The following is a 24,207-nucleotide window of genomic DNA, read 5'->3' on the forward strand; positions in this document are numbered from 1 at the left end:
ATGCCGCAGTCGCATCCCGGGGCCGAACCGCCCGCCGCGGGGAGGCCTGCCGGTAAGCCCGGCGGCGGCCCCGCCGGTCCGCCCGCAGCGGCGCAGCCGGAGGAGGCGGAGGTCCTGCGGCACCTGCTCCGCAGCCCCGGATACCTCAAACTGCTCGGCTTCTGCGCCCTCATCGGCGTCCCGGTGTCCCTCGCCGCCTTCTGGTTCCTCGTCGCGCTGCACAAGGTGGAGCACGCGCTGTGGACGGACATCCCGGAGGCGCTCGGCCACGACACCCCGCCCTGGTGGTGGCCGCTGCCGCTGCTGCTCCTCGCCGGCACGGTCGTCGGCCTGGTCGCCAAACACCTGCGCGGCGGCGGCGGGCACGTCCCCGCGTCCGGGCTGCACACGGGCGGCGCCACGTCGGCCGCGCTGCCCGGGGTCGTCATCGCGGCGCTGGCCTGCCTGCCGTTCGGCGCGGTGCTCGGACCGGAGGGCCCGCTGATCGCGCTGGGCGGCGGGCTGGCCGTGCTGTTCCGGAACCTGGCCCAGGTGCCGGCCACCGCGCAGAGCACCGCGCTCATGGGCGCGGCCGGAGCGGCCGCCGCGGTCGCCGCGATCTTCGGCAATCCGCTGGTGGCCGCGGTGCTGCTGATCGAAGTGGCGGGCGTGGGCGGGCCGCAGCTGTTCGCGGTGATGCTGCCCGCCCTGCTGTCCAGCGGAGTCGGCTCCCTGGTCTTCACGGGCCTCGGCCGGTGGACCGGGCTGGCGACGGGCAACCTCTCCGTGCACCACGGCGGGCCGCTGCCCCGCCTGGACGCGGCGGACGTGGTGTGGGCGGTGGTCATCGCCGGGGCCCTCGCCGTCGCCCTGCACCCGGTGCTGGCCGGAGCCCGGGCGATCGCCGGGTACGTCGCGGCCCGGCCCTTCGTACGGACCGTGCTGTGCGCGCTCGGCGCGGCGGCCTGCGCCTGCCTGTACGCGCTGATCACCGGCCGCTCGCCCGGCGAGGTCGCCCTGTCCGGGCAGGCGACGCTGGCCACACTGGCCGCCGACCCGCACGCCTGGGGCGTCGGCGCGCTGCTCGCCGTCCTGCTGTTCAAGGGCGTCGCGTACGCGCTGTGCCTCGGCAGTCTGCGCGGCGGTCCGGTGTTCCCCGCGCTGTTCCTCGGCGCGGTGGCGGGCGTACTGCTCGCGCCGCTGCCGGGCCTGGGGGCCGTACCCGCGATGGCGGCGGGCCTGGCCGCGGCCGCGGCGGCCACGCTGCGGCTGCCGGTGAGCAGTGTGGTGCTGGTGGTGCTGTTGCTTGGCAGCGCGGCGATGATGCCGGTGGTGATTTTGGCGGTCGTGGTGGCGTTCGTGGTGACGGAGCTGTTGCCGGTGGCGCCTGGGGCGCCTGCGGCGCCGTAGTGAGGGCGCCCCAGGCCGGGGCGTCGGCCGGTACCCGGCCCCAGCCGGGTCGGACTTGGGGCTCCGCCCCAAACCCCGCGCCTCAAACGCCGGCGGGGCTGGATGTTGGCCCTCAGGGCGCCGGCGAAGCTGAAGGGCGTGCCCCGGTCAGCCCGGCGGGGCTGGATGTGGCCCCTCAAGGCGCCGGCGAAGCTGAAGGGCGTGCCCCGGTCAGCCCGGCGGGGCTGGATGTGGCCCCTCAAGGCGCCGGCGAAGCTGAAGGGCGTGCCCCGGTCAGCCCGGCGGGGCTGGATGTGGCCCCTCAAGGCGCCGGCGAAGCTGAAGGGCGTGCCCCGGTCAGCCCGGCGGGGCTGGATGTGGCCCCTCAAGGCGCCGGCGAAGCTGAAGGGGCGCCGCGGGCGGCCGGCGGGGCTGGATGTTGCCCCTCTGAGGGGGCGGGTCAGTCGGTGATCGGGATGGGGTGGGAGGGGGCCGGGTCGGCGGGGGCGTTGCGGGGCGCCGGGTCGGCCGGGGTGGGGGCGTTGCGGGGGGCCGGGACGGCGGTCTCGTCGTGCGGGGGGTTCATCGTGGACAGGAGTTGGCGGGCGAGGCCCAGCCCCGTACCGCCCATCGTCAGCGCCTTCGCGAACATCTCCGACATCCCCTCGGCCCCGTTCAGCAACACCATGTGCTCCACGTTCCCGAATGCACTCGCCCCCGCCTCCACGATCTTCGGCCAGTTCTCGGCGAGCTGCTGGGCGACCACCGCCTCCTGGTTCTCGGCCAGCGCCGCCGCCCGCGCCTTGATCGCTTCGGCCTCCGCGAGGCCCTTCGCCTTCGCCGAGGCAGCCGCCGCCAGGCCCCGCGCCTGGGTCGCCGCCGCCTCCGCCTCACCGGTGGCCCGGGTCGCCGTCGCGGCCGCGAGGCCGCGCGCCTCCGTGGCCTGGGCCTCGGCGGCCGCGGCCGTCTTCACCCGGGTCGCCTCGGCCGCCGCCGCGAGTTCCGTCTCCTGCGCCTTCGCCTGCGCGGCCGAGATCCGCGCGTCGCGTTCCGCCTCGGCGATGGTCCGCTTCTCGTACGCCCGCGCGTCCGCCGGCTTGCGCACGTCCGCCTGGAGCTGCTGCTCGCGCCGTTGCGCCTCCAGCTGCGCGACCCGGGTCTCCTGGACCACGACCTCCTGCCGGGCCGCGGCCTCTGACAGCGGTCCGGCCAGCCTCGCGGTGGCCGCCGCCTTGTCCCGTTCGGCCTGGTAGCCGGCCTGGAGGATCTCGCTGTCCCGGGTGGCCTCGGCCATCCGGGCGAAGGCGGTCTGTTCGGCCTCCGTCGCCAGCCGGTTCGCCTCGGCCTGCGCGATCCGCGCGTCCCGCTGCACCGCCGCCGCGTGCGGCATCGCGAGGTTCTTGATGTAGCCGGTCGGGTCCTCGATCTCGTGGATCTGGAGCGAGTCGACGATCAGGCCCAGCTTCTCCATCTCCGTGCCGCAGGCCGCGCGGGCCTGACCGGTGAGCTTCTCGCGGTCCCGGATCATGTCCTCGACCGTCAACCCGCCGACGATGGACCGCAGATGGCCGGCGAACACGATGTGGACCCGCTCCGGCATCAGCTTCTGCTGGTCGAGGAAGCGGCGGGCCGCGTTGGCGATCGAGACGAAGTCGTCGCCGACCTTGAAGATGACCACGCCCCGCACCTTCAGCGGGATGCCCTGCTGGGTCACGCACTCCACCGACAGCTGGGTCTCGTTCAGGTCCAGCGACAGCTTCCGCACCGCCTGTACGCCGGGCACCACGAAGGTGCCGCGACCGGTGACGATCCGGAAGCCCATGCCCTCGCCCAGGCCCTCGGTCTTGTGTGTGGAACCCGAGATGACCAGCGCCTCGTTGGGCTCGGCCACCCGCCACATCAGCTTGAACAGGCCGATCACGACCGCGATTCCGGCGAGAACGGATCCCGCCACCACACCGATGACCATCGGCATTCGCCCCCTTCGTGCGACGCCGCACGGCGTCGACGAGGGCGATTGTGCGCCCGCCCGCACCGGCGCAGAAGATCCCGGGAACGGCTTGTCGCCATCTTGATGCGCAACGGGGTCCGCGCGCGGACAAACGCGCGGACAAAGACGCGCCGCGGGGCGCCGTAAGCCCGTACGCCGCGGGCGGCCGTCAGCCGTACGCCGGGGGCCGCGTACGTCAGCCGTACGCAGCGGCCACGTACACGGTGCGCGGCGGCATGTACTCGACCACCGTCACCACCGACCCGACCTCGAAGCGCTCGCCCGCGAGCGCCGGGTGCGCGAGGAAGGCCTCCGCGCCGCCCCGCACCGCGATCATGACCTCTCCGACCGTGCCGGGCCCCACCGTCCCGGTCACCCGTCCGGACCGCCCCACCATGTCCTCAGCCATGCCCGGAGCGTAGCCGGGGGCCGCCCGCGCGGACGTCGTGCCGGACAACCTCCCCCACCACGCAGAAATCTGAAAGACCGTCACATTCGGCGGGTCGCGGCACTAGGAACCTCCGGGCCCGCTCGCTACCCTCCGCGCATGATTTCCACGGTTGTCTGGGGTACCGGCAACGTGGGCCGCGCCGCCATCCGAGCCGTCGAGGCCCACCCGGACCTGCAACTCACGTCCGTGCTCGTCCACAGTCCCGGGAAGGTCGGCCGCGACGCGGGCGAACTCGCCGGGCTCGACCAGGTGTTGGGGGTCGCCGCCACCGACGACATCGAAGCCGTACTGGCAGCCCGACCGCAGGCCGTCGTGTACGCGGCCTCCGGCGACATCCGCCCCGACGACGCGCAGGCCGACGTCGTCCGGGCCATCCGGGCCGGCGCCGTGGTCGTCACCCCGGCCCTCTACGCCTTCTACGACCAGCTGGGCGCCCCGCCCGAGCTGCGCGACCCGGTGCTCGACGCCGTCGCGGCGGGCGGCGGCTCACTCTTCGTCTCCGGCGTCGACCCGGGCTGGGGCAACGACGTCCTGCCCCTGCTGGTCAGCGGCCTCGGCAGCACCGTCGACGCGATCCGCTGCCAGGAGATCTTCGACTACTCCACGTACGACCAGGAGGAGTCGGTGCGGGTGCTGGTCGGCATGGGGCAGCCCATGGACTACGACCCGCCCATGCTGCTGCCCTGCGTCCCGACGATGGTGTGGGGCGGCCAGATCCGGCTGATGGCGCGGGCTCTCGGCGTCGAACTCGACGAGATACGCGAGACCTTGGACCGGCGCCCGCTCGACGCGGACGTCACCACCCGCACGATGGGCGAGTTCGCGGCCGGCACCCAGGGGGCGGTGCGGTTCGAGGTGCAGGGCATCGTCGAGGGCGAGCCGCGCATCGTCATCGAGCACGTCACCCGCATCCACCGGGACTGCGCGCCGGACTGGCCGGTGCCGCCGGACGGCGGGGACGGCGCCCACCGGGTGATCGTCGAGGGCCGGCCGCGCATCGAGGTCACCGTCGAGGCCTCCGACGAGGGCGAGAACCGCTCCGCCGGCGGCAACGCCACCGCCGTCGGCCGGCTGGTCGGCGCGATCGACTGGCTGGTCGCCGCGGAACCCGGACTGTACGACGCACTCGACGTCCCCCTGCGCCCCGCCGTCGGCAGACTCGGAAGGAAACGGCCGTGAACATCGACATCCCCGAAGGCAAGCACCCCATCGAGTACGTGTGGGGCGACATGGTCCCCGAGATCGGGATGGCGGCCTCGAACTTCTCGCTGTCCGTGTACGCCCACACCACCCTGGGGCTGCGCGAGTTCGAGGCGGCCCGGCTGCGGATCGCACAGATCAACGGCTGCCTGTTCTGCCTGGACTGGCGCACCGACCGGGACGGCGAGAAGGTCGAGGAGGAGTTCGCGGGGGCGGTGGAGCAGTGGCGGACCACCGGCGCCTTCGACGACCGCACCCGGCTGGCGGCCGAGTACGCCGAGCGGTACGCGCTGGACCACCACGGGCTCGACGAGGAGTTCTGGGCGCGGATGACCGCGCACTACAGCCAGCACGAGATCGTCGAGCTGACCATGAGCATCGGCTCCTGGCTCGCCTTCGGGCGGCTCAACCACGTGCTCGGCCTCGACGCGGTGTGCGTGCTGCCCGGGCACTGAGCGGGCGGGAGCGGGGGCGCGGGCGCGTACGGGCGGGATGCGCGTCCGGGGGCGCGTCCGGGCGGATGCGCGCACGGGGCGTGTCCCGGCGGGCCGGTGTGCGGAAGGGGGAAGGGGTGCGCCGGGATGCGCGCACGTGTGCGGAAGGGGGAAGGGGTGCGCCGGCCCGGCGTGCAGGCGGTCGGCCGGCCCGGCGTACCCCGTCCCTCCCTCTCCCGCTCCTCCCGTCCCGTCCTACAGGTCGGTGGCGATGATCTTCTCGATGTTGCGTTCGGCGAGGGCCGTGATGGTGACGAACGGGTTCACGCTGGTGTTGCCGGGGATCAGCGCGCCGTCGATCACGTACAGGCCCGGATGGCCGTGCAGGCGGCCGTAGTTGTCGGTGGCCTTGCCCAGCACGGCGCCGCCGAGCGGGTGGTAGGTGAGGTGGTCGCCCCAGATCTTGTTGGTGCCGAACAGGTCGGTCCGGTAGATCGTGCCCTCCTTGGCGTTGATCTTGTCGAAGATGGTCTTCGCCATGTCGATGGAGGGCTGCTTCCAGGCGGTCTGCCAGTTGAGGTCGACCTTCCCGGCGGCGGCGTTCCAGGTGAACTCGGCCCGGTTCGGGTTCTTGGTGATCGAGAGGTAGAAGGACGCGTACGTCTCGATCCCGGTGGGCAGCGGTGCGACCTCCGCGAAGGCGCCGCCCGCGGCCCAGTTGTCGATGCCACCGGTGGGGATCGACGCCTGCACCTTGCCGGTCGCGTCCCACATGTGGTTCGCGCGGCCGCACATGACGTTGCCGTTGTCGCCCCAGCCCCTGCCGACCTCGTCGTTCAGGCCGGGCAGCGCCCCGGTGGCCTTCATGCGGACCAGCAGCTTGCTCGTGCCGACGCTCCCGGCCGCGAAGAAGACCTTGTCCGCGGTCACCGTCTTGGTCGCGACGGTGTCGCCGCCGGTGTTGATCTGCTCGATGGCGACCGTGAAGCCGCCGCCGGCCGCCGGGGAGACCGAAGTGACCCGGTGCAGCGGGGAGATGGTGACCCTGCCGGTCGCGGCGGCCCGGGCGAGGTAGGTCTGCTGGAGCGACTTCTTGCCGTGGTTGTTGCCGTAGAGGATCTCGCCGTCGAGCGCCGACTTCGGCACGGTGCCGGCGGCCTCGGCCTTCATGTAGTCCCAGTCGTACACGTCGGGTACGAAGACGAACGGGAAGCCGGAACGCTGGGCGTGCTTGCGGCCGACCCGGGCGTACTGGTAGCAGGCGGCGCTCTCGAACCACACCGGGTCGATGGTGGCGACGCCGAGTCCGGCGTTCGCGCGCGGGTAGTAGGTGGAGTACATCTCGTCGGCGTTCACGGTGGGGAGGATCGCGCCGAAGTTCTCCCGCTTGGGCGTCACCGCCATCCCGCCGTTGACCAGCGAGCCGCCGCCGACGCCGCGGCCCTGGTAGACGATGATCCCGCCCATCTCCTCGGCGTCGAGGATGCCCGTGTACTTCGGGACGTCCTTGTCGATGGGAAAGCCGAGGAAGTTGCTGAGCGGAGCTTTGGTGCGGGTGCGCAGCCAGTACGAGCGGTAGTCGGGCTTGGTGGTGTTGGCGAAGATCTTGCCGTCGGAGCCCGGGGTGTCCCAGGCCATGCCCATCTCGATCATGTGCACGTCGACGCCGGCCTGGGCGAGCCGCAGCGCGGCGACGGACCCCCCGTACCCGGTGCCGATCACCAGGGCGGGCACGCGGGCGCCGTTCTCGACGGGCACGGAGGCGGCCGCGGCGACCGTACGGGCGGTGGTGCGGGAGGCCGGGGCGGCGGAGGCGCGGCCGTTCAGCGCGGCCACGCCAAAAATGGAACCGGTTCCAGCAATGAACCCACGGCGCGAGATGCCGTGGGATCCTTTGGATCCTTTGTCGTGCATGGCATTACCACTCATGTGACGTCCCTCACTCTCAGTGGAATGGGAACGAGTTCTACTGCTGCCCGCATACGAAGTCACGCCATACCGCGGAGTAATTTAAGCCCTGACGAAACCCGGCGCGCGGAGCGCAACATCCAGCCTCGCCGGCGCTGCGTGCGGCAACTTCCAGCCTCGCCGGCGTTTGAGGCGCAACCCCCAGCCTCGCCGGCGTTTGAGGCGCGGGGTTTGGGGCGGAGCCCCAAGACCAACCCGGCTGGAGGTGGCGTGGCGTCAGATGAGGAGGTGGGCCGGGGGGAGCGGGGGGAGTTTGGGCCACCAGTGGGCGTACCGGTGGTAGACCTGTGGGTCGCGGTCCGCGAGGAGGGCGGTCAGGGAGCGCGCCTCGTCGGCGAGTTGGCCCCACACCTCGTCCGGGAGCTCGTGGAACGCGGTCGCCTCGATGCCACCGCCGGCGGCGGGCCGCCACACACCGGCCACGTACCCGTCGACCAGCAGCGTCGGCAGCACGTCGCCGTTGCGGCGGATGACCAGCGGCCGGTACGCGGGCGGGATGATCCGGCTGCGGTCGGCGTACGCGAGCAGGGTGCTGTCCCACATGGCCATCAGCCGGGCCGGCGCCGGGGTGTCCGCAGCCGGGCGCGGCCGGTCCGGCACGTCGAACAGCTCCACGCCGTCCGGCCCCACCAGGCGTACGGTCTCGTCGGCGAGCGACAGCAGGGCCGTACGGGCCCGGGCCCGCTGGACCAGCGCGAACTGGGCCACGTCCGCAACCGACGCGGGCCCGAAGCCCTCCAGGTAGCGCCGCACCAGCGTCCGCAGGCCCGCCGCCTCCGCCGCCGCGTCCGCCGTGCCGGTGGGCGGCGGGGTGACCCGCGGCGCGAGGTAGGAGGGCCGGTGCCCGAACGACCACGGCGGGGCGGTCGGCGCGTGCACCAGCGGCGCGTGCACCCGCAGCCCCCACCAGGCGCCGGGCGGCGCCGGCGCGCCGAGCCGCTCTCCGAGCCACGCCTCGCACTCCGCGTTCGTACGGGGCCGGTCGGCGAACGCCAGCACCTCCGGGACCAGCGCGTCGGCGTCTTCGACGGTCAACCCGGACGCCGTGAACCGGCTGCCGAGCCGGGCGCCGCGCAGCACCGGCTGAACGGCCTCGCGGAAGGCCCGGTAGTCGTCGGCGTGCACGGCGTGCAGCGTGATCCGCATCAGGGTCGACTTGAGGACGGTGTGACGGGCGAACGCTTCGTCGAGGGCGGCCGGGTCGAAGTCGGCGAGGCGGTTCCACAGCGCCAGGTAGGGGGACGCGGGCTGCTGAGCCTGGAGGGCGACCACCCGCCGGATCCCGTCCTCGACCCCGAGCGGCTCCCGCCCCAGCAGCAACTGCCGCGCGAGCGTGGCCCGATTCAACTCCCGCCCCGAAATCTTCATCCCGCCCCGTCCCCTCGCACCACAACCCACGACCCCACCACCTCCATTCTCCGCCCCGCCTCCCGCACCGCGCTCCCCGCCCGAGGGGCATCCCCCCGCCCCGGCGGGGTGTGCCGCCCGGGCACCGGCCTCGGGGTCAGGCCGAGTTCAGGAAGGCCGCCTGGGTGGAGAGGTAGCCGGGGGCGTAGAGCGCTCGGGGGGCGAAGACCGCCGTGAGGGTGGACCGGAGCGGGGAGGACTCGACCGCCTCCGGGACGATGCCGTGCGTCGCGGCCGGATAGCGGACCACCCGCAACGCCCCACCCGACAACACCCGCCGGTACACCGCTTCCGTCTCCGCCACGTCCACGTTGAGGTCCCGCCCCCCGAGCACCAGCAGCACCCGCACCCCCCGCGGCACGGCCCGCAGATCGGCGGTCGCGTCCGCCCGGTGGTTGCGGACGATGAAGCGCCAGCGCCCCGGCGTGATGTCCGCCCCGTCATACGGCAGCCCCTTCCGCAGCAGGGCAAGCCGGTGCTCGCGCGCCGCGAGGGCCGCCCGTACCCGTTCCGGCGGCGCGCCCTCGTCGGCGAGTTCCGCCAGCGTGTTGTACCGGCCCTGGCGGAGCCAGTTGACGGCGGGCGAGACGGCGATGACGAAGCGGATCCCCGGCGTGCGGGCGGCGACCTTCGGCAGGACCCAGCCGGCCTGGCTGATCCCCCACAGCCCGATCCGCCCGGGGTCGATCTCCGGCCGCCCGCGGGCCCAGCCGATCGCGGCGGCCGTCTCGGCCGCCCGGTCGTCCATGGTCTGGTCCAGCCAGTCGCCCGCCGAGCCGGCGACCCCCGGTTTGTTCCAGGACAGCGACGCGTACCCGGCCCGGGCGAAGGCTTCCCACAGCGGCCGGTAGTACGTGTCGTGGGTGGCGTCGACCGGCCCGTCGCCGTGCACGAACACCACCAGTCCGGCGCGTCCGGCCGGCCGCTCGGGCAGGGCCAGCACCGCGTCGAGCGGGACCCCGCCGGGCCCGGGGATGGTGACCCGGCGCTCCTGGATCGCGTACGTGTTCTGCCAGACGGCCACGCCGGTGAGGGCGAGCGCGGTCACGACCGCGCCGAGCGCCATCCAGAGCACCATCCGCAGCGCGGTCCGCCGCCGACCCCGGCCCCCGCGCTGCCGGGCCCCGGCCCCACTCCCCGGTAAGCCTCCGACCCGTCCGGCCCACCCGACCGGTCCTGCCCATCCGATCCACCGACGCATTATTTCACTCTCCAAACGATCGTTTCTATTTCGAACGTACTACACTCGTCCGCATGGAGCTACGACACGAGGTGCCCGAGGGCGGCGAGGACCGGGTCGCCGAGCTGTACTGGGAGGCCTTCGGGCGGAAACTGGGCGCGGCCCTCGGCCCCGCCCCCGCCGGGCGCGCCTTCATCGCCGCGCACCTGCACCGGGACCGGGCCGTGACGGCGATCGAAGGCGGCCGGATCGTGGGGGTCGCCGGGTTCCGCGTCGGCGGGTACGGCCTCACCGGCGGCACCGCCGGGGACGTGCTGCGCGCGTACGGCGTGCCGCGCGGGCTGCTCCGGCTGCCGCTGCTCGCACTGCTGGAGCGCACCCCGGCCGCCGGCCAGCTGGTCATGGACGGCATCGCCGTCGACCCCGGCTGCCGGGGCTCCGGCATCGGCGGCCGGCTGCTCGCCGAGGTCTACGCGGTCGCCGCCGCACACGGCTGCACCGAGGTCCGGCTGGACGTCATCGACGTCAACCCGCGGGCCCGCGCCCTGTACGAACGGCAGGGCTTCAAAGCCGGGCGGACCGAGCAGACGCCCTGGCTGCGCCGCCTGATGGGCTTCGGCGCGGTCACCACCATGCACCGCGCCATCACCCCCGCCGCGCCCCTCACCCCCGACACCCCTCACACCCCCCGCACCCCCGGAGCCGCCGCGTGACCACCGAGATCTCCACCCGGCTGCTCGTGCACGCCCTCGTCCGCGAGGACGGCACGGTCGCCGCCGACGAGCTGTACCCGGCGGCCGAGGCCCTCGGGATGACCGACCAGCAGGTCAGGCTGTGCGTGCGGCGGCTCGTCGCGGAGGGCACGTTCAGCCAGGAGGGCCGGGGCCGCAAAGCCGTGCTGCGGAGCTCCGGGACGGCCGGGGAGGAGCTGGCGGCGCGCACCGGATACGTCCGTCTCGCCTACCGGCAGGACCGCGGCGACGCGCCCTGGGACGGGACCTGGCACCTGATCGCCTTCGCCGTGCCGGAGGCGCGGCGCGCGGCCCGCGACGCGCTGCGCGAGACGGTGACGGCGCTGGGCGCCGCCGCCGTACAGGGCGGGCTGTACGCGGGACCGCACGCGATCGGCGGGCCGGTCGGCGAGGCCGCCGAGCGGCTCGGCATCCGGTCCGCGCTCACCCTCGCGACCAGCCGGGACCTGCGGGTCGGCGAGGCGTCGTCCGCGCGCGCGGTGGCTGCCGCACTGTGGCCGCTGGACGAGATCGCGGGGCGGTACGGGGAGCTCGCCGGGATCGCCCGGGCGGTGCTCGCGCGGCCGGCGCCCGCGGGGTCGGCGGCGGGCGGGCGGGACGCGCTGGTGGACGCGGTCGGGATGGCCGCCGCGTTCAGCCGGGCCATGAGCCCCGACCCCCTGCTGCCGCCGGAACTGCTGCCCGTCGGCTGGGCCGGCGCCGAGGCCCGTGCGCTGGCCGCGCGCGCGTGGACCCGCCTCCTGGACGCGGAGGCCGCGGCGGGCGCGGCGGGCGGGGGCGCCGGGGGCCCCCGCCTGCGCCTGTTCCGCGACTACGGCGAAACCATCCGCACGGCCGCCACCGCCCCCTGAAACCCCGTCCGTGACGCCCCTCCAGCCCTGCCGGCTGCCGCTCGCCGGCGCACCGGAGCCGGCTCAGCCGTGACGGCCCAATCCAGCCCCTCCGGCGCTTGCACCCTCAGCCCCTCCGGCGTTTGAGGAGCGGATCCGGGCGGAGCCCGGCAACCCCGTCGCACCCCCCAGCCCCTCCGGCGCTTGAGGAGCAGGTCCGGGCGGATCCCGGCAACCCCGTCGCACCCCCCAGCCCCTCCGGCGTTTGAGGAGCGGGCCCGGGCGGAGCCCGGCAACCCCGTCGCACCCTCAGCCCCGCCGGCGTTTGAGGAGCGGGTCCGGGCGGAGCCCGGTGCCCGGCGCCAGCCGGGTTGTCTTGGGGCTCCGCCCCAAACCCCGCGCCTCAAACGCCGGCGGGGCTGGAAGTTGCCCCACGGGCACCGGCGAGGCTCGAGGTTGCCGGCCGGGCCGGGTGTGCCGCCCGGGCACCGGCGGGGCGGGAAGTTGCCCCACGGGCTCCGGCGAGGCTCGAGGTTGCCGGCCGGGCGGGGGTGGCGCCCGGGCACCGGCGAGGCTCGAGGTTGCCGGCCAGGCGGGGTGTGGCGCCCGGGCGGCGGTGGGGCTGGGGGTTGCACCTCAAGGCGTTGCGAGGCTGGAAGTCGCCGCCCGGGCGGAGTGGCGGTGGGGCCGGGTCGGCCGCCGGCGGGGGCCTGGCTAGGTGTCCTTGCGGGTGCCGGCGCCCGTGAGGTGGGTGACCGTGGCGAGGAGGGCGCAGGCCGCTATGACGACGGCCATGGGGAACGCGGACACCGCCCCGGTCAGCCCGGCCAACGGCGCCGCAAGCCCACCGAAGGCGTACGAGAAGAGGCCGAGCAGCGCCGACGCGGTACCCGCGGTGCGCGGCCGCCCCTGGAGCGCGAGGGCCGCGGTGTTCGGCGCGGTCAGCCCGATCGCGGAGACGACCAGCAGCAGCGCGGGCAGCACCCCGGGCAGCCCCAGACCGGCCGATACGGACACCAGCAGCAGGACCGCGCCCGTGCCGCTCATGGCCACGCCCCAGCCCACCAGCCGCCGCATCGGGTGCCGGCGCACCAGCCGGCCGCCGAGCTGCCCGGACAGCACCAGGCCCAGCGAGTTGGCGCCGAAGACCAGGCTGAACTGCTGGGCGTCGAGCCCGTAGACCTCCTGGAGGACGAACGGCGACCCGGCTATGTACGACATCAGCGCGCCGAAGGCGAAGGCGCCGGTCAGGGTCGGGGTCAGGAACCCCCGCTCGCGCAGCAGCGCCCCGAACTCCCTTACGGTCCCGCCGAGTCCGCCGCCGCCGCGTGCCTGCGGCGGCAGCGTCTCGCGCAGCACGGCCGCGGCCCCGGCGAGGATCAGCGTGCCGGTCAGCGACAGCACCCAGAACACGCCCCGCCAGTCGGTCAGCCGCAGCAGCTGGCCGCCCGCCAGCGGGGCGAGGATCGGCGCGGTGCCGTTGACGATCATCAGGAGGGAGAACACCCGGGCGGCGGCGGGCCCTTCGTACAGGTCGGAGACGACGGCGCGGGCGATGACGATGCCGAAGCCGCCCGCGAGGCCCTGGAGGAGCCGCAGCCCGGTGAGCGCGGGGGCGCTGGGGGCGAAGGCGCACAGCACGGAGGCCACCGCGTATCCGGCCAGGCCCCACAGCAGCGGGCGGCGACGGCCCCACCGGTCGGCGAGCGGCCCGGCGACCAGCTGGCCGAAGGCCAGGCCCAGCAGGCAGGCGGTGAGCGTGAGCTGCGCGTCCGCCGCGCCCACCCCGAGGTCCCCGGCCAGCTCCGGCAGTCCGGGCAGGTACATGTCCAGGCTGAGCGGCCCGAAGGCCGACAGCGCGCCGAGGACGAGCACCAGGCGCAGCGGGAGCCGCGGGGCGGCCGGGGCGACGGCCGCATGGGCCGGGGCGGCAGCCGGGGCTGCCGAGGCCGAGGCCGCGGCCTCGGCGGAAGCGGCGCCGGCGCTCCCGGCGGCTGCCCCCTGGGCAGTCCCGGCGGCCCCAGCAGCGGTCCCGGCGGCGCGGCGGGTGCGGGCGGAGAAACTCATACGGGTGAGGATACCTGCCTAAGCAGCTATCTCTCCAGGGTGCGGAATCGGTCGGAGCGGGCCGGATCTGGAAAGATCGCAGGCATGGGAGAGAGCATCGACCGACTCGCCGCGGCCGACGGCGTGCAGTTGCTGGGGCACCTGAGCCGGGTGGTCCACGTCATGCAGAACCGGACCAGGCCGGTGTTCGCCGCCGCGTCCGGCCTGGAAGGGCCCGAGTTCGAGCTGCTGCTGCGGCTGTGGCAGCAGCCCGGCCACACCGCGCAGGCGGCGCCGCTCGGCGAGGCGATCGGGCTGACGTCCAGCGGCACCACCCGCCTGGTGGCCCGGGTCCTGGCCAAGGGCCTGATCAGCCGCGAACCCGACCCCTGCGACGGCCGAGCCTTCCTGCTCAGGCACACACCCCTGGGCGAGCAGAAACTGCACGCGGCGCTGGAGGCGCACACCGCCCAGCTGCGCGAACTCCTCGACGAGACCGTGCCGCCGGCCCTGCTGAAGCGGCTCATCGGCGACCTGGCCCGCTTCGACGCGGCTCTCTGACCGGTCGTCGACAACGCCGGCACCACCCGCTTCATCCCGCTCGACGACCTCGAAGCCGCCGACCCGGCCGCCTGGCGCGAGATCTTCGCCGCCGCGTCCGGTTGGGCGGTCCGCCGAAAGCGGCGGGCCACGATCGGAGGATCCGCGCCCCGCCGGAAGCCCCGCCACCGTGTTGCAATCCGAAGAAGCACCTACGGACCGGGATGCACGTCAGTCCCGGGGCGGCCCCGCGGGGCCGGACGGCGGGGGGCGGCACGGCCGGAGGGCTCCGGGGCGGCTGCCGGACGCCGGGCGTACGGGATCCAGACGACCGGACTCCGTGACCCGAAGGAAGACAGCATGAGCAAGCACGTCCTCGCGCAGAACCAGTACGGCAAGGCCGAAAACCGACTCGTGAAGGTCACCCGGAAGGGCAACGACGGCTCCTGGCACGAGATCCGCGACCTCAACGTCTCCGTGGCGCTGCGCGGCGAGTTCCGCGACGTGCACCTGACCGGCGACAACGCCAACTGCCTTCCGACCGACACCACCAAGAACACCGTGTACGCCTTCGCCAAGGAACACGGCATCGACTCCCCCGAGGCCTTCGGCATCCTGCTCGCCCGGCACTTCGTCTCCTCCCAGGAGCCGATCCGCGAGGCGCAGATCCGCATCGAGGAGTACGTCTGGGAGCGGATCCCGGTCCCCACCCGCAAGGAGCAGCACTCCTTCGCCCTCAAGGGCCAGGAGGTGCGCACCGCGCAGATCACGTACAGCGAGACCACCGGGCTGCAGATCATCTCCGGCCTGAAGGACCTGACGGTCATGAACTCGACCGACTCCGAGTTCCACGGCTACATCAAGGACAAGTACACGACGCTCCAGGAGGCGTACGACCGGATCCTGGCGACCAAGGTGACCGCCCGCTGGGCGCACTCGAACCTGGCCGCCACCGACCCGGACACCGACTGGGACAGCGCGTACAAGAAGGCCCGCAAGCACCTGCTCCAGGCGTTCGCGGAGACCTACTCGTACTCGCTCCAGCAGACCCTGAACCAGATGGCCGAGCGGGTCCTGGACAACTGCCCGCGGGTCAACGAGGTCCGCCTCAACCTGCCCAACAAGCACCACTTCCTGGTGGACCTGGAGCCGTTCGGCCTCAAGAACGACAACGAGGTCTACTTCGCCGCCGACCGGATGTACGGCCTGATCGAGGGCACCGTCCACCGCGACGGCGTACAGCCGGTCATCGCGACCAGCGACTGGATCACCGCCTGACGCAGCTGCCCGCCGTCAGCGGGGCATGCCGTCCACAGGGCCCGCCGTCGGCAGGACCCGCCGTCAGCAGGGCCTGCCCAGGCGCAGGTTCCAGCGCCCCGCGCGACCGCCGAGTTCGGTGAGCGTGCGGGGGCGGGCGTCCAGGCGCCAGAACACGGCGGCCGGCAGCTCCAGGGCGTGCACCACGGCCGCCCGTACCACCGCCTGCTCCACGGTCACCTCGACCGTGCCCGGCGCGAGCCCGTCCAGCCAGCCGCCGACCCGCGTGACCAGCGCGGCCACCGACTCGCCGCCGCCGGGCGGGGCGTACGAGGGGTCCGTGAGCCAGCTGCGGACGCCCGCCGGGTCGGCGGCCGCCACCTCGTCCAGGGTGCGGCCCGTCCACGCGCCCGCGTCCGGACCGCGCAGCAGCGGGGCGCCGGGGGGCGCCTCGCCCGCGCCGAAGCGGAATCCGGGCTCCAGGGCAGGGGTCAGCAGCCGCACGCGGACCGTCGAAGTCGCCATGCCCGGAGCGTACGCGGGCGCGTAAGGGGGGCACATGGGCGGACGGGGGCGCACGGGACGCCGTCCGCACGACCGGGGCGTGAGACGTGCGTCATGCGCCGTGGTGTTCAGGCCACGCAAGCGGTACGGTCTCGGACGACATGACGACGGTATGACGGAAGTACCGGTGAAACTCCGGCACGGTCGCGCCACTGTGTACCTCCCGCACCAGGGGGGAAGTCAGACCCGTAGCCGTCGTTCAGAGCACCACATGACCGGGACGCGTGTTCCCCAGGAGGTTCTGCCATGGCTCATTCCGCCGTGCCCGCCGCAACCGGCACCGATGCACCCTTCGCCCCGATTCCGCTGCGGACGCTGGCCCCGTGGGCGGTGTTCTTCGGGGTCCTGATGCTGGTCCTGCTCTACTTCGTCGGCGCCGAACAGGGCGCCACCGCCCTGTTCGAGGGCGAGACGGTCCACGAGTGGCTGCACGACGGCCGCCACCTCCTCGGCTTCCCCTGCCACTGATCGCCGAGGAACCCTCACAGTGAACTCTCCCTCGGTAAGAGCCCTGCTGGTCCGCGGCATGCTGGCGGGGCTCGCCGCCGGCGTGCTCGCCCTGCTCGTCTCGTACTTCCTCGGTGAACCCAAGGTCGACGCCGCCATCGCCATCGAAGAGGCGGCCGCGCACGCCTCCGGCGGCCACCACCACGACGAGGCGGCGCCGGTCAGCCGGGCGCTCCAGTCCACCGCCGGCCTCGGCACGGGCGTCCTCCTCTACGGGGTCGCGCTCGGCGGCATCGCCGCGCTGGTGCTGTGCTTCGCGCTCGGCCGGACCGGCCGGTTCGGGGCGCGGGCGACGGCCGCACTGGTCGCGGGCGGCGCCTTCCTGACCGTGACGCTGGTGCCGTTCTTCAAGTACCCCGCCAACCCCCCGGCCGTCGGCGACCCCGAGACCGCGGGCCGGCGCACGGCCCTGTACCTGCTGATGATCGCGCTCAGCGTGCTGCTGTCCGCGGCCGCCGTGATCATCGGCCGCCGGCTGTCCCCGCGCCTGGGCACCTGGTACGCGTGCGTGGCCGGCGGCGCCTTCTTCGTGGTGGCGATCGGGCTGGCGTACGCCTTCCTGCCGGCCATCGACGAGGTTCCGGCCGACTTCCCGGCCACTTTGATCTGGCAGTTCCGGCTCTCCTCGCTGGCCATCCAGGCCACCCTGTGGACCGGAATCGGGCTGGTACTCGGCGAGTTCGCCCACCGGCTGCTCGCACCCGCCCCCGCCGGTGATGTTTCCGCAACCCCCGCGGTGGCTGCCCCGTAGGCCTCCCATCCGGTACAACGGCGCTGTGAGCACGCGGAGTTGCGTGCCACGGCGTCGTTTGCAACGGGGGTCTGGCATGGACGAGCCGATCGCGGGCAGAGGCATCTGGGACTGGCACGGCTGGACCGGGAGCGGCCCGCTGTGGGTCAGCGCGGGCTTATTGCTGCTCGTCGTCTTCCTCCAGGTGCCGCTTGTCCCGCAGATCGCCGTGATCACCACGCTGGCCGCGGTGGGCGGCCTGGTCCGCCAACTGGTCTTCAAGGACTACGGGCACACCGCCATGCACACCGCCGCCGCCCTGCTCGGGTCCGCGGCGGTCGTGCTCGGACTCGTCGTGGTCGGCTGAGCCCGGCCAGGGCCCCGGCGCGCCGTCTGCCGAGGGGTGAATCCGGCCCGGCGTCCCCCGCCGCCCGGCCCCGGCCTCACCCGTTCGGCGGCATATGACGCCGGCAGCCTCCCCCGGTCGGGGGGTTCTCGGGCGGTGTCGCGCACAGAAGCGCCCGCGCCGGGCACATCCAGGGCATGAGCGGGAAGCGGTACGCGGTGGCGAGGTGGCCGGCAGCGGCCTCCGCGCTGCTGCTCGCCCTCCTCGCGCTGCTCGTCGTCGCCCCCGCGTACGCCACGGCCGCGCCGCCTTCCTCGCCCGCCGCGCCCGCAGGGCCGTCCGGGCCCGCGGCGCCGACCGAGCCTTCGGGTGAGGGCCCGGCCGATCCCGCGTCGGACACCGAGCAGCGCCCCGCCGTCCGGCCCAGCGGCCGCCAGACGCCCGCACCGGGGCGTACTGCGGCGCGGACGGACCGCCCCGCCGCCGGGCGGAGCGTACGGGTCACCGCGCCCGGGCGGGTCACGGCGCCGGACTCCCTCCGAGCGGTGCGGAGCGTGGTGCTGCGCTGCTGAGAGCGCCCGACGGCACTCGACGCAGGCACACCCCCCACGCTCACCCCCACACCGCGAGGACTTCGCCATGCCCATCGACCCCTTTGCCGCACTGAACGCGATGCTGCGCGCGGAAGCCGCCCGCAGCACCCCCCAGCCGCCGTCCGCGCCCGCGACCCGGCCGCCGCAGGACGGGCCGGGGCAGCCGCTGCGGATCCAGCCGCCGGAGACCGACCCGGGTGGCCGTGACCGGGACCGGGACCGGGAGCCGGTGCGGGCCGCCGGGTCCGAGGAGCCGCGCGACCGCGCCTGAGTACTGCAACGGGCGGGCCGGGCGTCGACGCCCGGCCCGCCCGCCCGCCCGGTCAGTTCTCGCGGGTGTGGTAGCGGTAGAAGGCCGAGATGCCCACGACCGCGCCCACGGCGAGGCCGATGCCCGTGGAACGCAGCACCGAGTCGCCGCCGAGGCTGTACAGGTATCCCATCGCGATGCCGGCGAAGGCCCCGTAGGCCGCCGCCCGGGGCTCCTGGCGCAGGCGCGGGCCGACCCGCGCGAGCAGGAACAGCACGCCGGCGAACAGGACGCCGCACAGGATTCCGTAGAAGACGTTGCCCGCGTCGACGGGGCCCATCTGGCGCTTCATGAAGGCCGCGTAGACCCCGTAGACCAGGCCGAGGGTGAGCGGCCAGGCCCAGGCGCCTGTGCTCAGGTCCCGCAGCGTGCCCATGTGCCGCGCGGAGGCGGTCGGTGCCGCGTGTGCCATGGCGGGCTCCTTCTTTCGGGGGCCGCCGAAGCAGCCCGGCCTCCCCCACCCTCCAGGGCACACCCGGGCCCGCCACCCGGCAAGTGGATCAACGGTCGGGGCCCGGGACGACGGCGCGCCGGACGCGGACACACCCGGCCGCACGAACAGCGGTCGCGGGTCCGGCCCCACCCGTCGTTCCCTGGTGACGTGCGGAATTCACTCTCGGCGGCACTGACGGCGGCACTGGTCGCGCTGCTCGCCGTCCTCGTGGCGCTGAGCGCGGTCGCCGTCTGGGCCGACCGCGTCATCGGCGACCCCGACCGGTACGTCGCCGCGATGGCTCCGCTCGCCACCGACCCGGCCGTCGAGGACGCCGTCGCCCGCCGGGCCACCGACGCCATCGCCCGGCAGATCGATGCCGGCCCCTTCCAGGAGGGCGTCGAGACCCTCCTCGGCGAAGCCGTCGTCTCGTTCGTCGGCTCGGGGGCCTTCCAGACCGCGTGGAACGCCGCCAACCGGGCCGCTCACGAAGCCTTCTTCCAGGCCCTGACCAGCGGTGAAGGCAACACCGTCAGCGTCGACCTGGCCCCCGCCGTCGAACAGGTGCAGGCCGATCTCGCCGCCGACGGCGTGCCGTTCGTCGACCGCATCCCCGTCTCCCGCACCGCGATCACCGTCATGGAATACGAGAACCTCGGCGCGCTCCGGAAGGGCTTCCACGTGCTGCAGATCGCCGGAGTCTGGCTCCCCGCCCTGACCCTCGTCCTCGCCGCCGGCGCCGTCGCCGCGGCCCGCCGCCGGCGCCGCGCACTGGCCGCGACCGGCGTCGGGCTGGCGCTCGGCGGGCTGCTGCTGATCGCCGCCGTCGCGGTGTGCCGCCGCCTCACCCTGGGCGACCTGCCCGCGGACGTGGACCGGGCGGCGGCGGGCGCCGTGTACGACGCCCTGACCGCGTTCCTGAGCACGGCCGCCTGGATCGTGCTCGCCACCGGTGCGGCCGTGGCGCTGGCCTCGTGGCTCGGCGGCCGGCTGCCCGGCCGGCCGCGCCCCGGCGGGCGGGCGGAGGTACGGGCGGCCGGGCCCGCGGACGTCCCTGCCAGGCGCGCACCTTGAGACCAAAAAGCTCTTAACCACCCCATAGTCTTGAAAGCACGTAGAAGGAACGATTCGCGAGCTGATTTCTCCCGGCATCTCGACCTGCAGCACGGAAGCGGCATGAGCACCGAACAGGGCACGGAACAGGCACGGCCCGCACGACCCCGCCCCCTCCCCCTCTCCCCTCCCGGATGGCTGCTCAACGGGCTGCGGCCGAGCTCCGCGCCCGTCCCCTGGGCCGCCGTGGCCCGCGCCGGGATCGCCCTCGCCGCACCGCTCGCCGTCGGATTCGCCCTGGACGAGCCGCAGTACGGCGCGCTCGTCTCCATGGGCGCCCTCTCCGGAGTCATCGGCGACACCGCCGACGCGTACCGGATGCGGGTCTTCAACATCGCCGTCCCGCAGCTGTTCGGCGCGGTCGGCGTCACCCTCGGCACCCTCGTCTACGGCGAGGGCTGGATGGCCGTCGGCGCCCTCACCCTCGTCGCCCTCGTCTCCGGGATGATCTCCTCCATCGGCACGGTGGCCTCCGTCTCGGGCCTGCTGCTCCTGCTCAACGCGGTCGTCGGAGCCGGGCTCGCGATGCCGCGGCCCTGGTGGATCGCGCCCGTCCTGCTCACGGCGGGCGGCCTGTTCGTCCTCCTCCTCACCCTGCTCGGCTGGCCGGTGCGCGGCCGCCGGCCCGAACGCGCCGCGGTCGCGGCCACCTACCGCTCGCTGGCCGCCCTGCTGGAGGCCGCCGGCGGGCCCGGCTACGAGGAGCGCCGCGTCGAGGTCACCCAGGCCCTCAACCAGGCGTACGACCTGGTGCTCGCGCGGCGCGCCCGGGTGCACGGCCGCAGCCCCGCCCTGGTGCGGATCCTCGCCCAGCTGAACGTGGTCATCCCGCTCGTCGAGGCGGCGCCCGCCGCCCACCTGCGCGGCCGCCCGCTGCCGCCCGAGATCCCCGCGGCGGTACGCGAACTCGCCGCGGCCGTCGAGGAGGGCCGCACCGGCATCCCGGTGCTCCACCTGCCCGGCCCGCCCGACGGCCCGGCCGAGCGCGCCATCGACGCGGCCCTGCGGCACGCCGCGAAGATCGTCCAACTCGCGGAGCCCGACCCGTCCAACGTCGACGACCGGCTGGGGCGGCCCGCCGCGCTGCGGGTGCGGGTGCGGCGCGCCACCCGCGACGTGATGTTCTCCGAGGACTCCTGGCGGTACGGACTGCGGCTCGCGCTGTGCATCGGGCTGGCCCAGGCGCTGGTCTCCCTGGTCGAGATCGAGCGGTCCTACTGGGTCGCGCTGACCGTCACCTTCGTCCTCAAGCCGGACTTCGGCTCGGTGTTCTCCCGGGCGGTGCTGCGCGCGCTCGGCACCGCGGGCGGGCTGGTCATCGCGGCCGCCGTGCTCGCCGAGGTGCCGCGCGGCTGGTGGGACGTGCCGGTGATGGTGGTGCTGGGCGCCCTCATCCCGGCCTTCTCCGCCAAGGGGTACGTCTTCCAGACCGTGGCCATCACCCCCGTGATCCTGCTGCTCTCCGACCTCCTCAACCACCAGGGCTTCGACCTGATCCGGCCGCGGCTCCTGGACAGCCTCATAGGCTGCGCCATCACCCTGGTCGCCGGGTACCTGCTGTGGCCCGAGAGCTGGCACACCCGGGTCGGCGACCGGCTCGCGGACACCGTCGAGGACGCCGCGCGCTACGTGGAACGGGCCTTCGGGGCCTTGCCCGACTCGGAGGCCGCGCTCCGGGCGGCCCGGGTGGCCCGGGTGCAGGCCCGGCGCCGGATCTACCGCGACCTGTCCTGCGTACGTTCGGAATTCCAGCGGGCCCTGACCGAGCCGCCGCCCACCGGCACCAGGGCGACCGCCTGGTGGCCGCTGGTCGTCGCCGTGGAGCGGATCGTGGACGCGACCACCGCCGCCCGGGTGCGCGTCAACCACGGGGCGGCGGCGCCCGGCCGGCAGGAGGTCGACGCGGTCACGCAACAGCTGCGGGAGCTCGCCGCCGGGGTCCGCAGCAGCCCGGTGCCGACCGCGGTGCGGGTGCCGTACGAAGGGCCCGGGGACGAGGACGGAGTACTCGCCCCGGTCCGCCAGGAAGTCGCCGCGGCCCGCGCCATCACCGCCCCCACGCCTTGAACCGGCCTGCCACCACTGCCGCCCGCCCACGCATCCCCCGAACGGCCCTGCCGCCGGGGCCGTCCGGGCGCTGCCGGGGGACGATCGGGGCATGCGGCACCCCTGCTCGCGTCCGCCCCGCCTCCGCCCGGCCGCCCGCGCCGTGGCGGGCGGCCTGGTCCTGTGCGGCGTGGTCGCCGGGTGCGCGGACGCCGACGGGCTGCGGGACGAGGGTGACCGCGGCGAGGTGCACGCGCCGCAGGCGCTGTGGCCGGACGTGCGCCCCTCCCCGCCCGTGCCGGGGCAGCACGCCGGCCCCTCGGCGACCGTGCCGGGCCTGCCGACCGTGCCGGACGGGGACATGCGCGGGGCCGACGTCCTGAGCGTGGTGCGGGCCGACATCACCGCCGCGACCCGGCAGGACGGCGGGACCGGGGAGCTGGTCGACCCGCGGGCCGTGCAGCGGCTCGCGCTGTGCCCCGCCCGCGGCAACCCGCCCGCCGGCTGCCCGGTGCGCCCGCCCGTCTTCCACGATCTGACGGGCGACGGCAAGGACGAGCTGATCACCGCCGTGGACGTGGACGGCCGGCTCAGCGAACTGCGCGTCTACACCGTCCGCGCCGGCAAGGTCACCCGGGTGCTGGCCCGGGGCTCCGTCCTGGAGGGGGTCGAGGTCGCGGCCGAGCACCTCGCGGTCCGCGAACCGACGTCCAACCCCGCCTACGTGGCCATCTCCGACTACGAATGGGACCCGGACGTGGGGACCATGACCCTCCAGCAGCTCACCCTCGACGAGTGCGCCTCGCTCAAGGAGAACAGCACGCCCTGCCCGGAGCCGGGGGCCTGACGTGCCCTGGCCGCGGCGCATGAGCAGCCTGCGCTGGAAGATCGCGGCCACCACCACCGCGGTCTGCTGCGCGGTGGCCGCCGTCCTCGGGATCCTCGTGCACAACGTGGTCGCCCGGCAGCTGACGGGCGAGGTCCGCAAGGACGCCGACAGCGCCCTCGACCACGCGCTCTCGCACTACGCGTACGGCACCACCCACGGCGACGTGCCCAGCGCCGTGAATCCGGCCGGCCTGCCAACGCCGCTGGCCGCCCTGGTGGCGCGCGGGCACAGCGGCACCATGGTCGGCACCCGCGGCGGCGTGCCGGTCATGTGGGCGGCGGCCCCCGCCGACGACAAGGCCCTCGCCGTGTGGATCCCGTACGAGAGCACCCGTGACCGGCTGCGGGCCATCGACACCGCGATCCTCGCCTCCGCCGCGCTCGCGGCCGGGACGGTGGCGCTGGCCGGGCTGTTCCTGGCCCGCCGGATCAGCGGCCGGCTCGCCCGGACGGCCGCGGTGGCCCGCCGGATCACCGAGGGGGACCTGGACGCGCGGGTGGCCCTCGACGGGTCGCAGCCGGGGCCGGACGGCGGGCGGCCGCGGCACGGGGACGAGGTGCGGGACGTGGCGATCGCGCTGGACACGATGGCGGAGACCCTGCAGAACAGGCTGGAGGCGGAGAAGCGGTTCACGGCGGACGTCGCGCACGAACTGCGGACCCCGCTGACGGGATCGCTGGCCGCGGCCGGGCTGCTGCCCGAGGGCCGGCCCAAGGAAATGATCAACGACCGGCTGCGGGCGCTGCACCTGCTGACGGAGGACCTGCTGGAGATCTCCCGGCTCGACGCCGGCGCCGAGCACGCCGATCTCGCGCGGTGCGACCTCGGCCCGACGGTCGAGCGGATCGTCGGGGCCACCCGGCTGCCCGTCGACGTCCGCGTCGAGCAGCCGGCGGTGGTGCTGACGGACCGGCGGCGGCTCGACCGGATCCTCACCAACCTGCTCGTCAACGCGCACCGGCACGGCCGGCCGCCGGTGACGGTGACCGTGGCCGGGCCGGTGGTGTCGGTCCACGACAGCGGCCCCGGGTACCCGCACGAGTTGATCCGGCAGGGGCCGAAGCGCTTTCGCACCGGGGATCCGGGGCGCGGGAAGGGGCACGGGCTGGGCCTGACCATCGTGGTGGGCCAGGCCGCCGTGCTCGGGATCGGCCTGAGCTTCGCCAACGCCCCGGACGGGGGTGCGCTGACGACGCTCAGGCTTCCCATTCATGTGCCGTTGGACGGTAGTTGAGGAGGGTTTCACGATGTTT

Annotated in this window: 24 protein-coding genes; 16 read left to right on the forward strand and 8 right to left on the reverse strand. The window is 74.5% G+C overall.

All coding sequences use genetic code 11. The annotated features are described in order from the left end of the window. The gene (locus tag OG764_RS17955) at positions 1 to 1,389 is read left to right on the forward strand and encodes a chloride channel protein (RefSeq protein WP_328969434.1); all 1,389 of its coding nucleotides are present in this window, start codon (positions 1 to 3) and stop codon (positions 1,387 to 1,389) included. Positions 1,390 to 1,828: 439 nt separating this feature from the next. On the opposite strand, the gene OG764_RS17960 is transcribed toward OG764_RS17955, so the two are convergent. Both OG764_RS17960 and OG764_RS17965 read right to left on the reverse strand, forming a co-directional pair. After that, complete coding sequence (locus OG764_RS17960) at positions 1,829 to 3,343, reverse strand: flotillin family protein (RefSeq protein WP_328969435.1); 1,515 nt, start codon at positions 3,341 to 3,343, stop codon at positions 1,829 to 1,831. A gap of 211 nt (positions 3,344 to 3,554) precedes the next feature. Further along, positions 3,555 to 3,767 carry a hypothetical protein gene (locus OG764_RS17965; protein WP_328969436.1) on the reverse strand — a complete coding sequence of 71 codons (213 nt, stop codon included), beginning with the start codon at positions 3,765 to 3,767 and terminating at the stop codon, positions 3,555 to 3,557. Between the two features lie 138 nt (positions 3,768 to 3,905). Between OG764_RS17965 and OG764_RS17970 the strand changes: the two genes are divergently transcribed. Beyond that, complete coding sequence (locus OG764_RS17970; protein ID WP_328969437.1) at positions 3,906 to 4,988, forward strand: NAD(P)H-dependent amine dehydrogenase family protein; 1,083 nt, start codon at positions 3,906 to 3,908, stop codon at positions 4,986 to 4,988. Beyond that, complete coding sequence (locus OG764_RS17975) at positions 4,985 to 5,464, forward strand: carboxymuconolactone decarboxylase family protein (protein WP_328969438.1); 480 nt, start codon at positions 4,985 to 4,987, stop codon at positions 5,462 to 5,464. Before OG764_RS17970 ends, OG764_RS17975 begins: the two co-directional genes overlap by 4 nt. 234 nt (positions 5,465 to 5,698) lie before the next feature. Here the strand turns inward: OG764_RS17975 and OG764_RS17980 are convergent, their stop codons facing one another. The 3 genes from OG764_RS17980 to OG764_RS17990 all read right to left on the reverse strand — a co-directional run bounded on the left by OG764_RS17980 (position 5,699) and on the right by OG764_RS17990 (position 9,896). Then, positions 5,699 to 7,357 carry a GMC oxidoreductase gene (locus tag OG764_RS17980; protein WP_443056225.1) on the reverse strand — a complete coding sequence of 553 codons (1,659 nt, stop codon included), beginning with the start codon at positions 7,355 to 7,357 and terminating at the stop codon, positions 5,699 to 5,701. A gap of 270 nt (positions 7,358 to 7,627) precedes the next feature. After that, complete coding sequence (locus OG764_RS17985) at positions 7,628 to 8,779, reverse strand: winged helix DNA-binding domain-containing protein (RefSeq protein WP_328969440.1); 1,152 nt, start codon at positions 8,777 to 8,779, stop codon at positions 7,628 to 7,630. A 136-nt stretch (positions 8,780 to 8,915) separates the two neighbouring features. Beyond that, on the reverse strand, positions 8,916 to 9,896 hold the full coding sequence (locus OG764_RS17990; protein ID WP_328969441.1) for an alpha/beta hydrolase family protein: 981 nt from the start codon (positions 9,894 to 9,896) through the stop codon (positions 8,916 to 8,918). Positions 9,897 to 10,072: 176 nt separating this feature from the next. Here OG764_RS17990 and OG764_RS17995 point away from each other — a divergent pair, with 176 nt between their 5' ends. Beyond that, positions 10,073 to 10,711 (forward strand): GNAT family N-acetyltransferase, encoded by a 639-nt coding sequence (locus OG764_RS17995; RefSeq protein ID WP_328969442.1) that lies wholly within the window; start codon positions 10,073 to 10,075, stop codon positions 10,709 to 10,711. Further along, positions 10,708 to 11,601: a PaaX family transcriptional regulator C-terminal domain-containing protein gene (locus OG764_RS18000; RefSeq protein WP_328969443.1), complete on the forward strand. Its 894-nt coding sequence runs from the start codon at positions 10,708 to 10,710 to the stop codon at positions 11,599 to 11,601. The genes OG764_RS17995 and OG764_RS18000 overlap by 4 nt, the downstream gene beginning before the upstream one ends. 693 nt (positions 11,602 to 12,294) lie before the next feature. Here the strand turns inward: OG764_RS18000 and OG764_RS18005 are convergent. Continuing rightward, positions 12,295 to 13,647: a multidrug effflux MFS transporter gene (locus OG764_RS18005; protein WP_328969444.1), complete on the reverse strand. Its 1,353-nt coding sequence runs from the start codon at positions 13,645 to 13,647 to the stop codon at positions 12,295 to 12,297. An 84-nt stretch (positions 13,648 to 13,731) separates the two neighbouring features. Here OG764_RS18005 and OG764_RS18010 point away from each other — a divergent pair, with 84 nt between their 5' ends. Together OG764_RS18010 and pucL are read left to right on the forward strand one after the other, a co-directional pair. Then, entirely contained in the window at positions 13,732 to 14,187 is a 456-nt protein-coding gene (locus OG764_RS18010) for a MarR family winged helix-turn-helix transcriptional regulator (protein ID WP_328969445.1), read from the forward strand. A 339-nt stretch (positions 14,188 to 14,526) separates the two neighbouring features. Continuing rightward, positions 14,527 to 15,444, forward strand: coding sequence for a factor-independent urate hydroxylase (gene pucL / locus OG764_RS18015; RefSeq protein ID WP_328969446.1), 918 nt, complete (start codon positions 14,527 to 14,529; stop codon positions 15,442 to 15,444). Positions 15,445 to 15,507: 63 nt separating this feature from the next. On the opposite strand, the gene OG764_RS18020 is transcribed toward pucL, so the two are convergent. Beyond that, a complete protein-coding gene (locus OG764_RS18020) occupies positions 15,508 to 15,948 on the reverse strand; it encodes a histidine phosphatase family protein (RefSeq protein WP_443055969.1) in 441 nt (146 codons plus the stop codon). A gap of 285 nt (positions 15,949 to 16,233) precedes the next feature. On the opposite strand from OG764_RS18020, the gene OG764_RS18025 reads away from it, so the two are divergent. From OG764_RS18025 to OG764_RS18045, 5 genes are all read left to right on the forward strand, one after another. After that, positions 16,234 to 16,455 (forward strand): CbtB domain-containing protein, encoded by a 222-nt coding sequence (locus OG764_RS18025; RefSeq protein ID WP_328969448.1) that lies wholly within the window; start codon positions 16,234 to 16,236, stop codon positions 16,453 to 16,455. A gap of 19 nt (positions 16,456 to 16,474) precedes the next feature. Continuing rightward, entirely contained in the window at positions 16,475 to 17,245 is a 771-nt protein-coding gene (locus OG764_RS18030; protein WP_328969449.1) for a CbtA family protein, read from the forward strand. A gap of 76 nt (positions 17,246 to 17,321) precedes the next feature. Beyond that, positions 17,322 to 17,591, forward strand: coding sequence for a hypothetical protein (locus OG764_RS18035; RefSeq protein WP_328969450.1), 270 nt, complete (start codon positions 17,322 to 17,324; stop codon positions 17,589 to 17,591). 176 nt (positions 17,592 to 17,767) lie between these two features. Beyond that, on the forward strand, positions 17,768 to 18,142 hold the full coding sequence (locus OG764_RS18040) for a hypothetical protein (protein WP_328969451.1): 375 nt from the start codon (positions 17,768 to 17,770) through the stop codon (positions 18,140 to 18,142). Between the two features lie 67 nt (positions 18,143 to 18,209). After that, positions 18,210 to 18,434, forward strand: coding sequence for a hypothetical protein (locus OG764_RS18045; RefSeq protein WP_328969452.1), 225 nt, complete (start codon positions 18,210 to 18,212; stop codon positions 18,432 to 18,434). 52 nt (positions 18,435 to 18,486) lie between these two features. On the opposite strand, the gene OG764_RS18050 is transcribed toward OG764_RS18045, so the two are convergent. Then, positions 18,487 to 18,885: a hypothetical protein gene (locus OG764_RS18050; protein WP_328969453.1), complete on the reverse strand. Its 399-nt coding sequence runs from the start codon at positions 18,883 to 18,885 to the stop codon at positions 18,487 to 18,489. 189 nt (positions 18,886 to 19,074) lie between these two features. Here OG764_RS18050 and OG764_RS18055 point away from each other — a divergent pair, with 189 nt between their 5' ends. From OG764_RS18055 to OG764_RS18070, 4 genes are all read left to right on the forward strand, one after another. Further along, positions 19,075 to 19,980, forward strand: a complete 906-nt coding sequence (locus tag OG764_RS18055; protein WP_328969454.1) for a hypothetical protein — start codon at positions 19,075 to 19,077, stop codon at positions 19,978 to 19,980. Positions 19,981 to 20,082: 102 nt separating this feature from the next. Further along, a complete protein-coding gene (locus OG764_RS18060) occupies positions 20,083 to 22,086 on the forward strand; it encodes an FUSC family protein (protein WP_328969455.1) in 2,004 nt (667 codons plus the stop codon). 91 nt (positions 22,087 to 22,177) lie between these two features. Continuing rightward, entirely contained in the window at positions 22,178 to 22,912 is a 735-nt protein-coding gene (locus tag OG764_RS18065; protein ID WP_328969456.1) for a hypothetical protein, read from the forward strand. A 19-nt stretch (positions 22,913 to 22,931) separates the two neighbouring features. Beyond that, a complete protein-coding gene (locus OG764_RS18070) occupies positions 22,932 to 24,188 on the forward strand; it encodes a sensor histidine kinase (protein ID WP_328969457.1) in 1,257 nt (418 codons plus the stop codon). The last annotated feature ends 19 nt before the right edge of the window (positions 24,189 to 24,207 follow it).

Source organism: Streptomyces sp. NBC_00239, from assembly GCF_036194065.1.
In the GTDB taxonomy this organism is placed as follows: domain Bacteria; phylum Actinomycetota; class Actinomycetes; order Streptomycetales; family Streptomycetaceae; genus Streptomyces.

Bases quoted from the DNA above. Each gene is read 5' to 3' on its own strand.
- OG764_RS17955 (WP_328969434.1), top strand. From the start codon at position 1: ATGCCGCAGTCGCATCCCGGGGCCGAACCGCCCGCCGCGGGGAGGCCT.
- OG764_RS17960 (WP_328969435.1), bottom strand. From the start codon at position 3,343: ATGCCGATGGTCATCGGTGTGGTGGCGGGATCCGTTCTCGCCGGAATC.
- OG764_RS17965 (WP_328969436.1), bottom strand. From the start codon at position 3,767: ATGGCTGAGGACATGGTGGGGCGGTCCGGACGGGTGACCGGGACGGTG.
- OG764_RS17970 (WP_328969437.1), top strand. From the start codon at position 3,906: ATGATTTCCACGGTTGTCTGGGGTACCGGCAACGTGGGCCGCGCCGCC.
- OG764_RS17980 (WP_443056225.1), bottom strand. From the start codon at position 7,357: ATGCACGACAAAGGATCCAAAGGATCCCACGGCATCTCGCGCCGTGGG.
- OG764_RS17985 (WP_328969440.1), bottom strand. From the start codon at position 8,779: ATGAAGATTTCGGGGCGGGAGTTGAATCGGGCCACGCTCGCGCGGCAG.
- OG764_RS17990 (WP_328969441.1), bottom strand. From the start codon at position 9,896: ATGGTGCTCTGGATGGCGCTCGGCGCGGTCGTGACCGCGCTCGCCCTC.
- OG764_RS17995 (WP_328969442.1), top strand. From the start codon at position 10,073: ATGGAGCTACGACACGAGGTGCCCGAGGGCGGCGAGGACCGGGTCGCC.
- OG764_RS18005 (WP_328969444.1), bottom strand. From the start codon at position 13,647: ATGAGTTTCTCCGCCCGCACCCGCCGCGCCGCCGGGACCGCTGCTGGG.
- OG764_RS18010 (WP_328969445.1), top strand. From the start codon at position 13,732: ATGGGAGAGAGCATCGACCGACTCGCCGCGGCCGACGGCGTGCAGTTG.
- pucL (WP_328969446.1), top strand. From the start codon at position 14,527: ATGAGCAAGCACGTCCTCGCGCAGAACCAGTACGGCAAGGCCGAAAAC.
- OG764_RS18020 (WP_443055969.1), bottom strand. From the start codon at position 15,948: ATGGCGACTTCGACGGTCCGCGTGCGGCTGCTGACCCCTGCCCTGGAG.
- OG764_RS18025 (WP_328969448.1), top strand. From the start codon at position 16,234: ATGGCTCATTCCGCCGTGCCCGCCGCAACCGGCACCGATGCACCCTTC.
- OG764_RS18035 (WP_328969450.1), top strand. From the start codon at position 17,322: ATGGACGAGCCGATCGCGGGCAGAGGCATCTGGGACTGGCACGGCTGG.
- OG764_RS18040 (WP_328969451.1), top strand. From the start codon at position 17,768: ATGAGCGGGAAGCGGTACGCGGTGGCGAGGTGGCCGGCAGCGGCCTCC.
- OG764_RS18045 (WP_328969452.1), top strand. From the start codon at position 18,210: ATGCCCATCGACCCCTTTGCCGCACTGAACGCGATGCTGCGCGCGGAA.
- OG764_RS18050 (WP_328969453.1), bottom strand. From the start codon at position 18,885: ATGGCACACGCGGCACCGACCGCCTCCGCGCGGCACATGGGCACGCTG.
- OG764_RS18060 (WP_328969455.1), top strand. From the start codon at position 20,083: ATGAGCACCGAACAGGGCACGGAACAGGCACGGCCCGCACGACCCCGC.
- OG764_RS18065 (WP_328969456.1), top strand. From the start codon at position 22,178: ATGCGGCACCCCTGCTCGCGTCCGCCCCGCCTCCGCCCGGCCGCCCGC.
- OG764_RS18070 (WP_328969457.1), top strand. From the start codon at position 22,932: ATGAGCAGCCTGCGCTGGAAGATCGCGGCCACCACCACCGCGGTCTGC.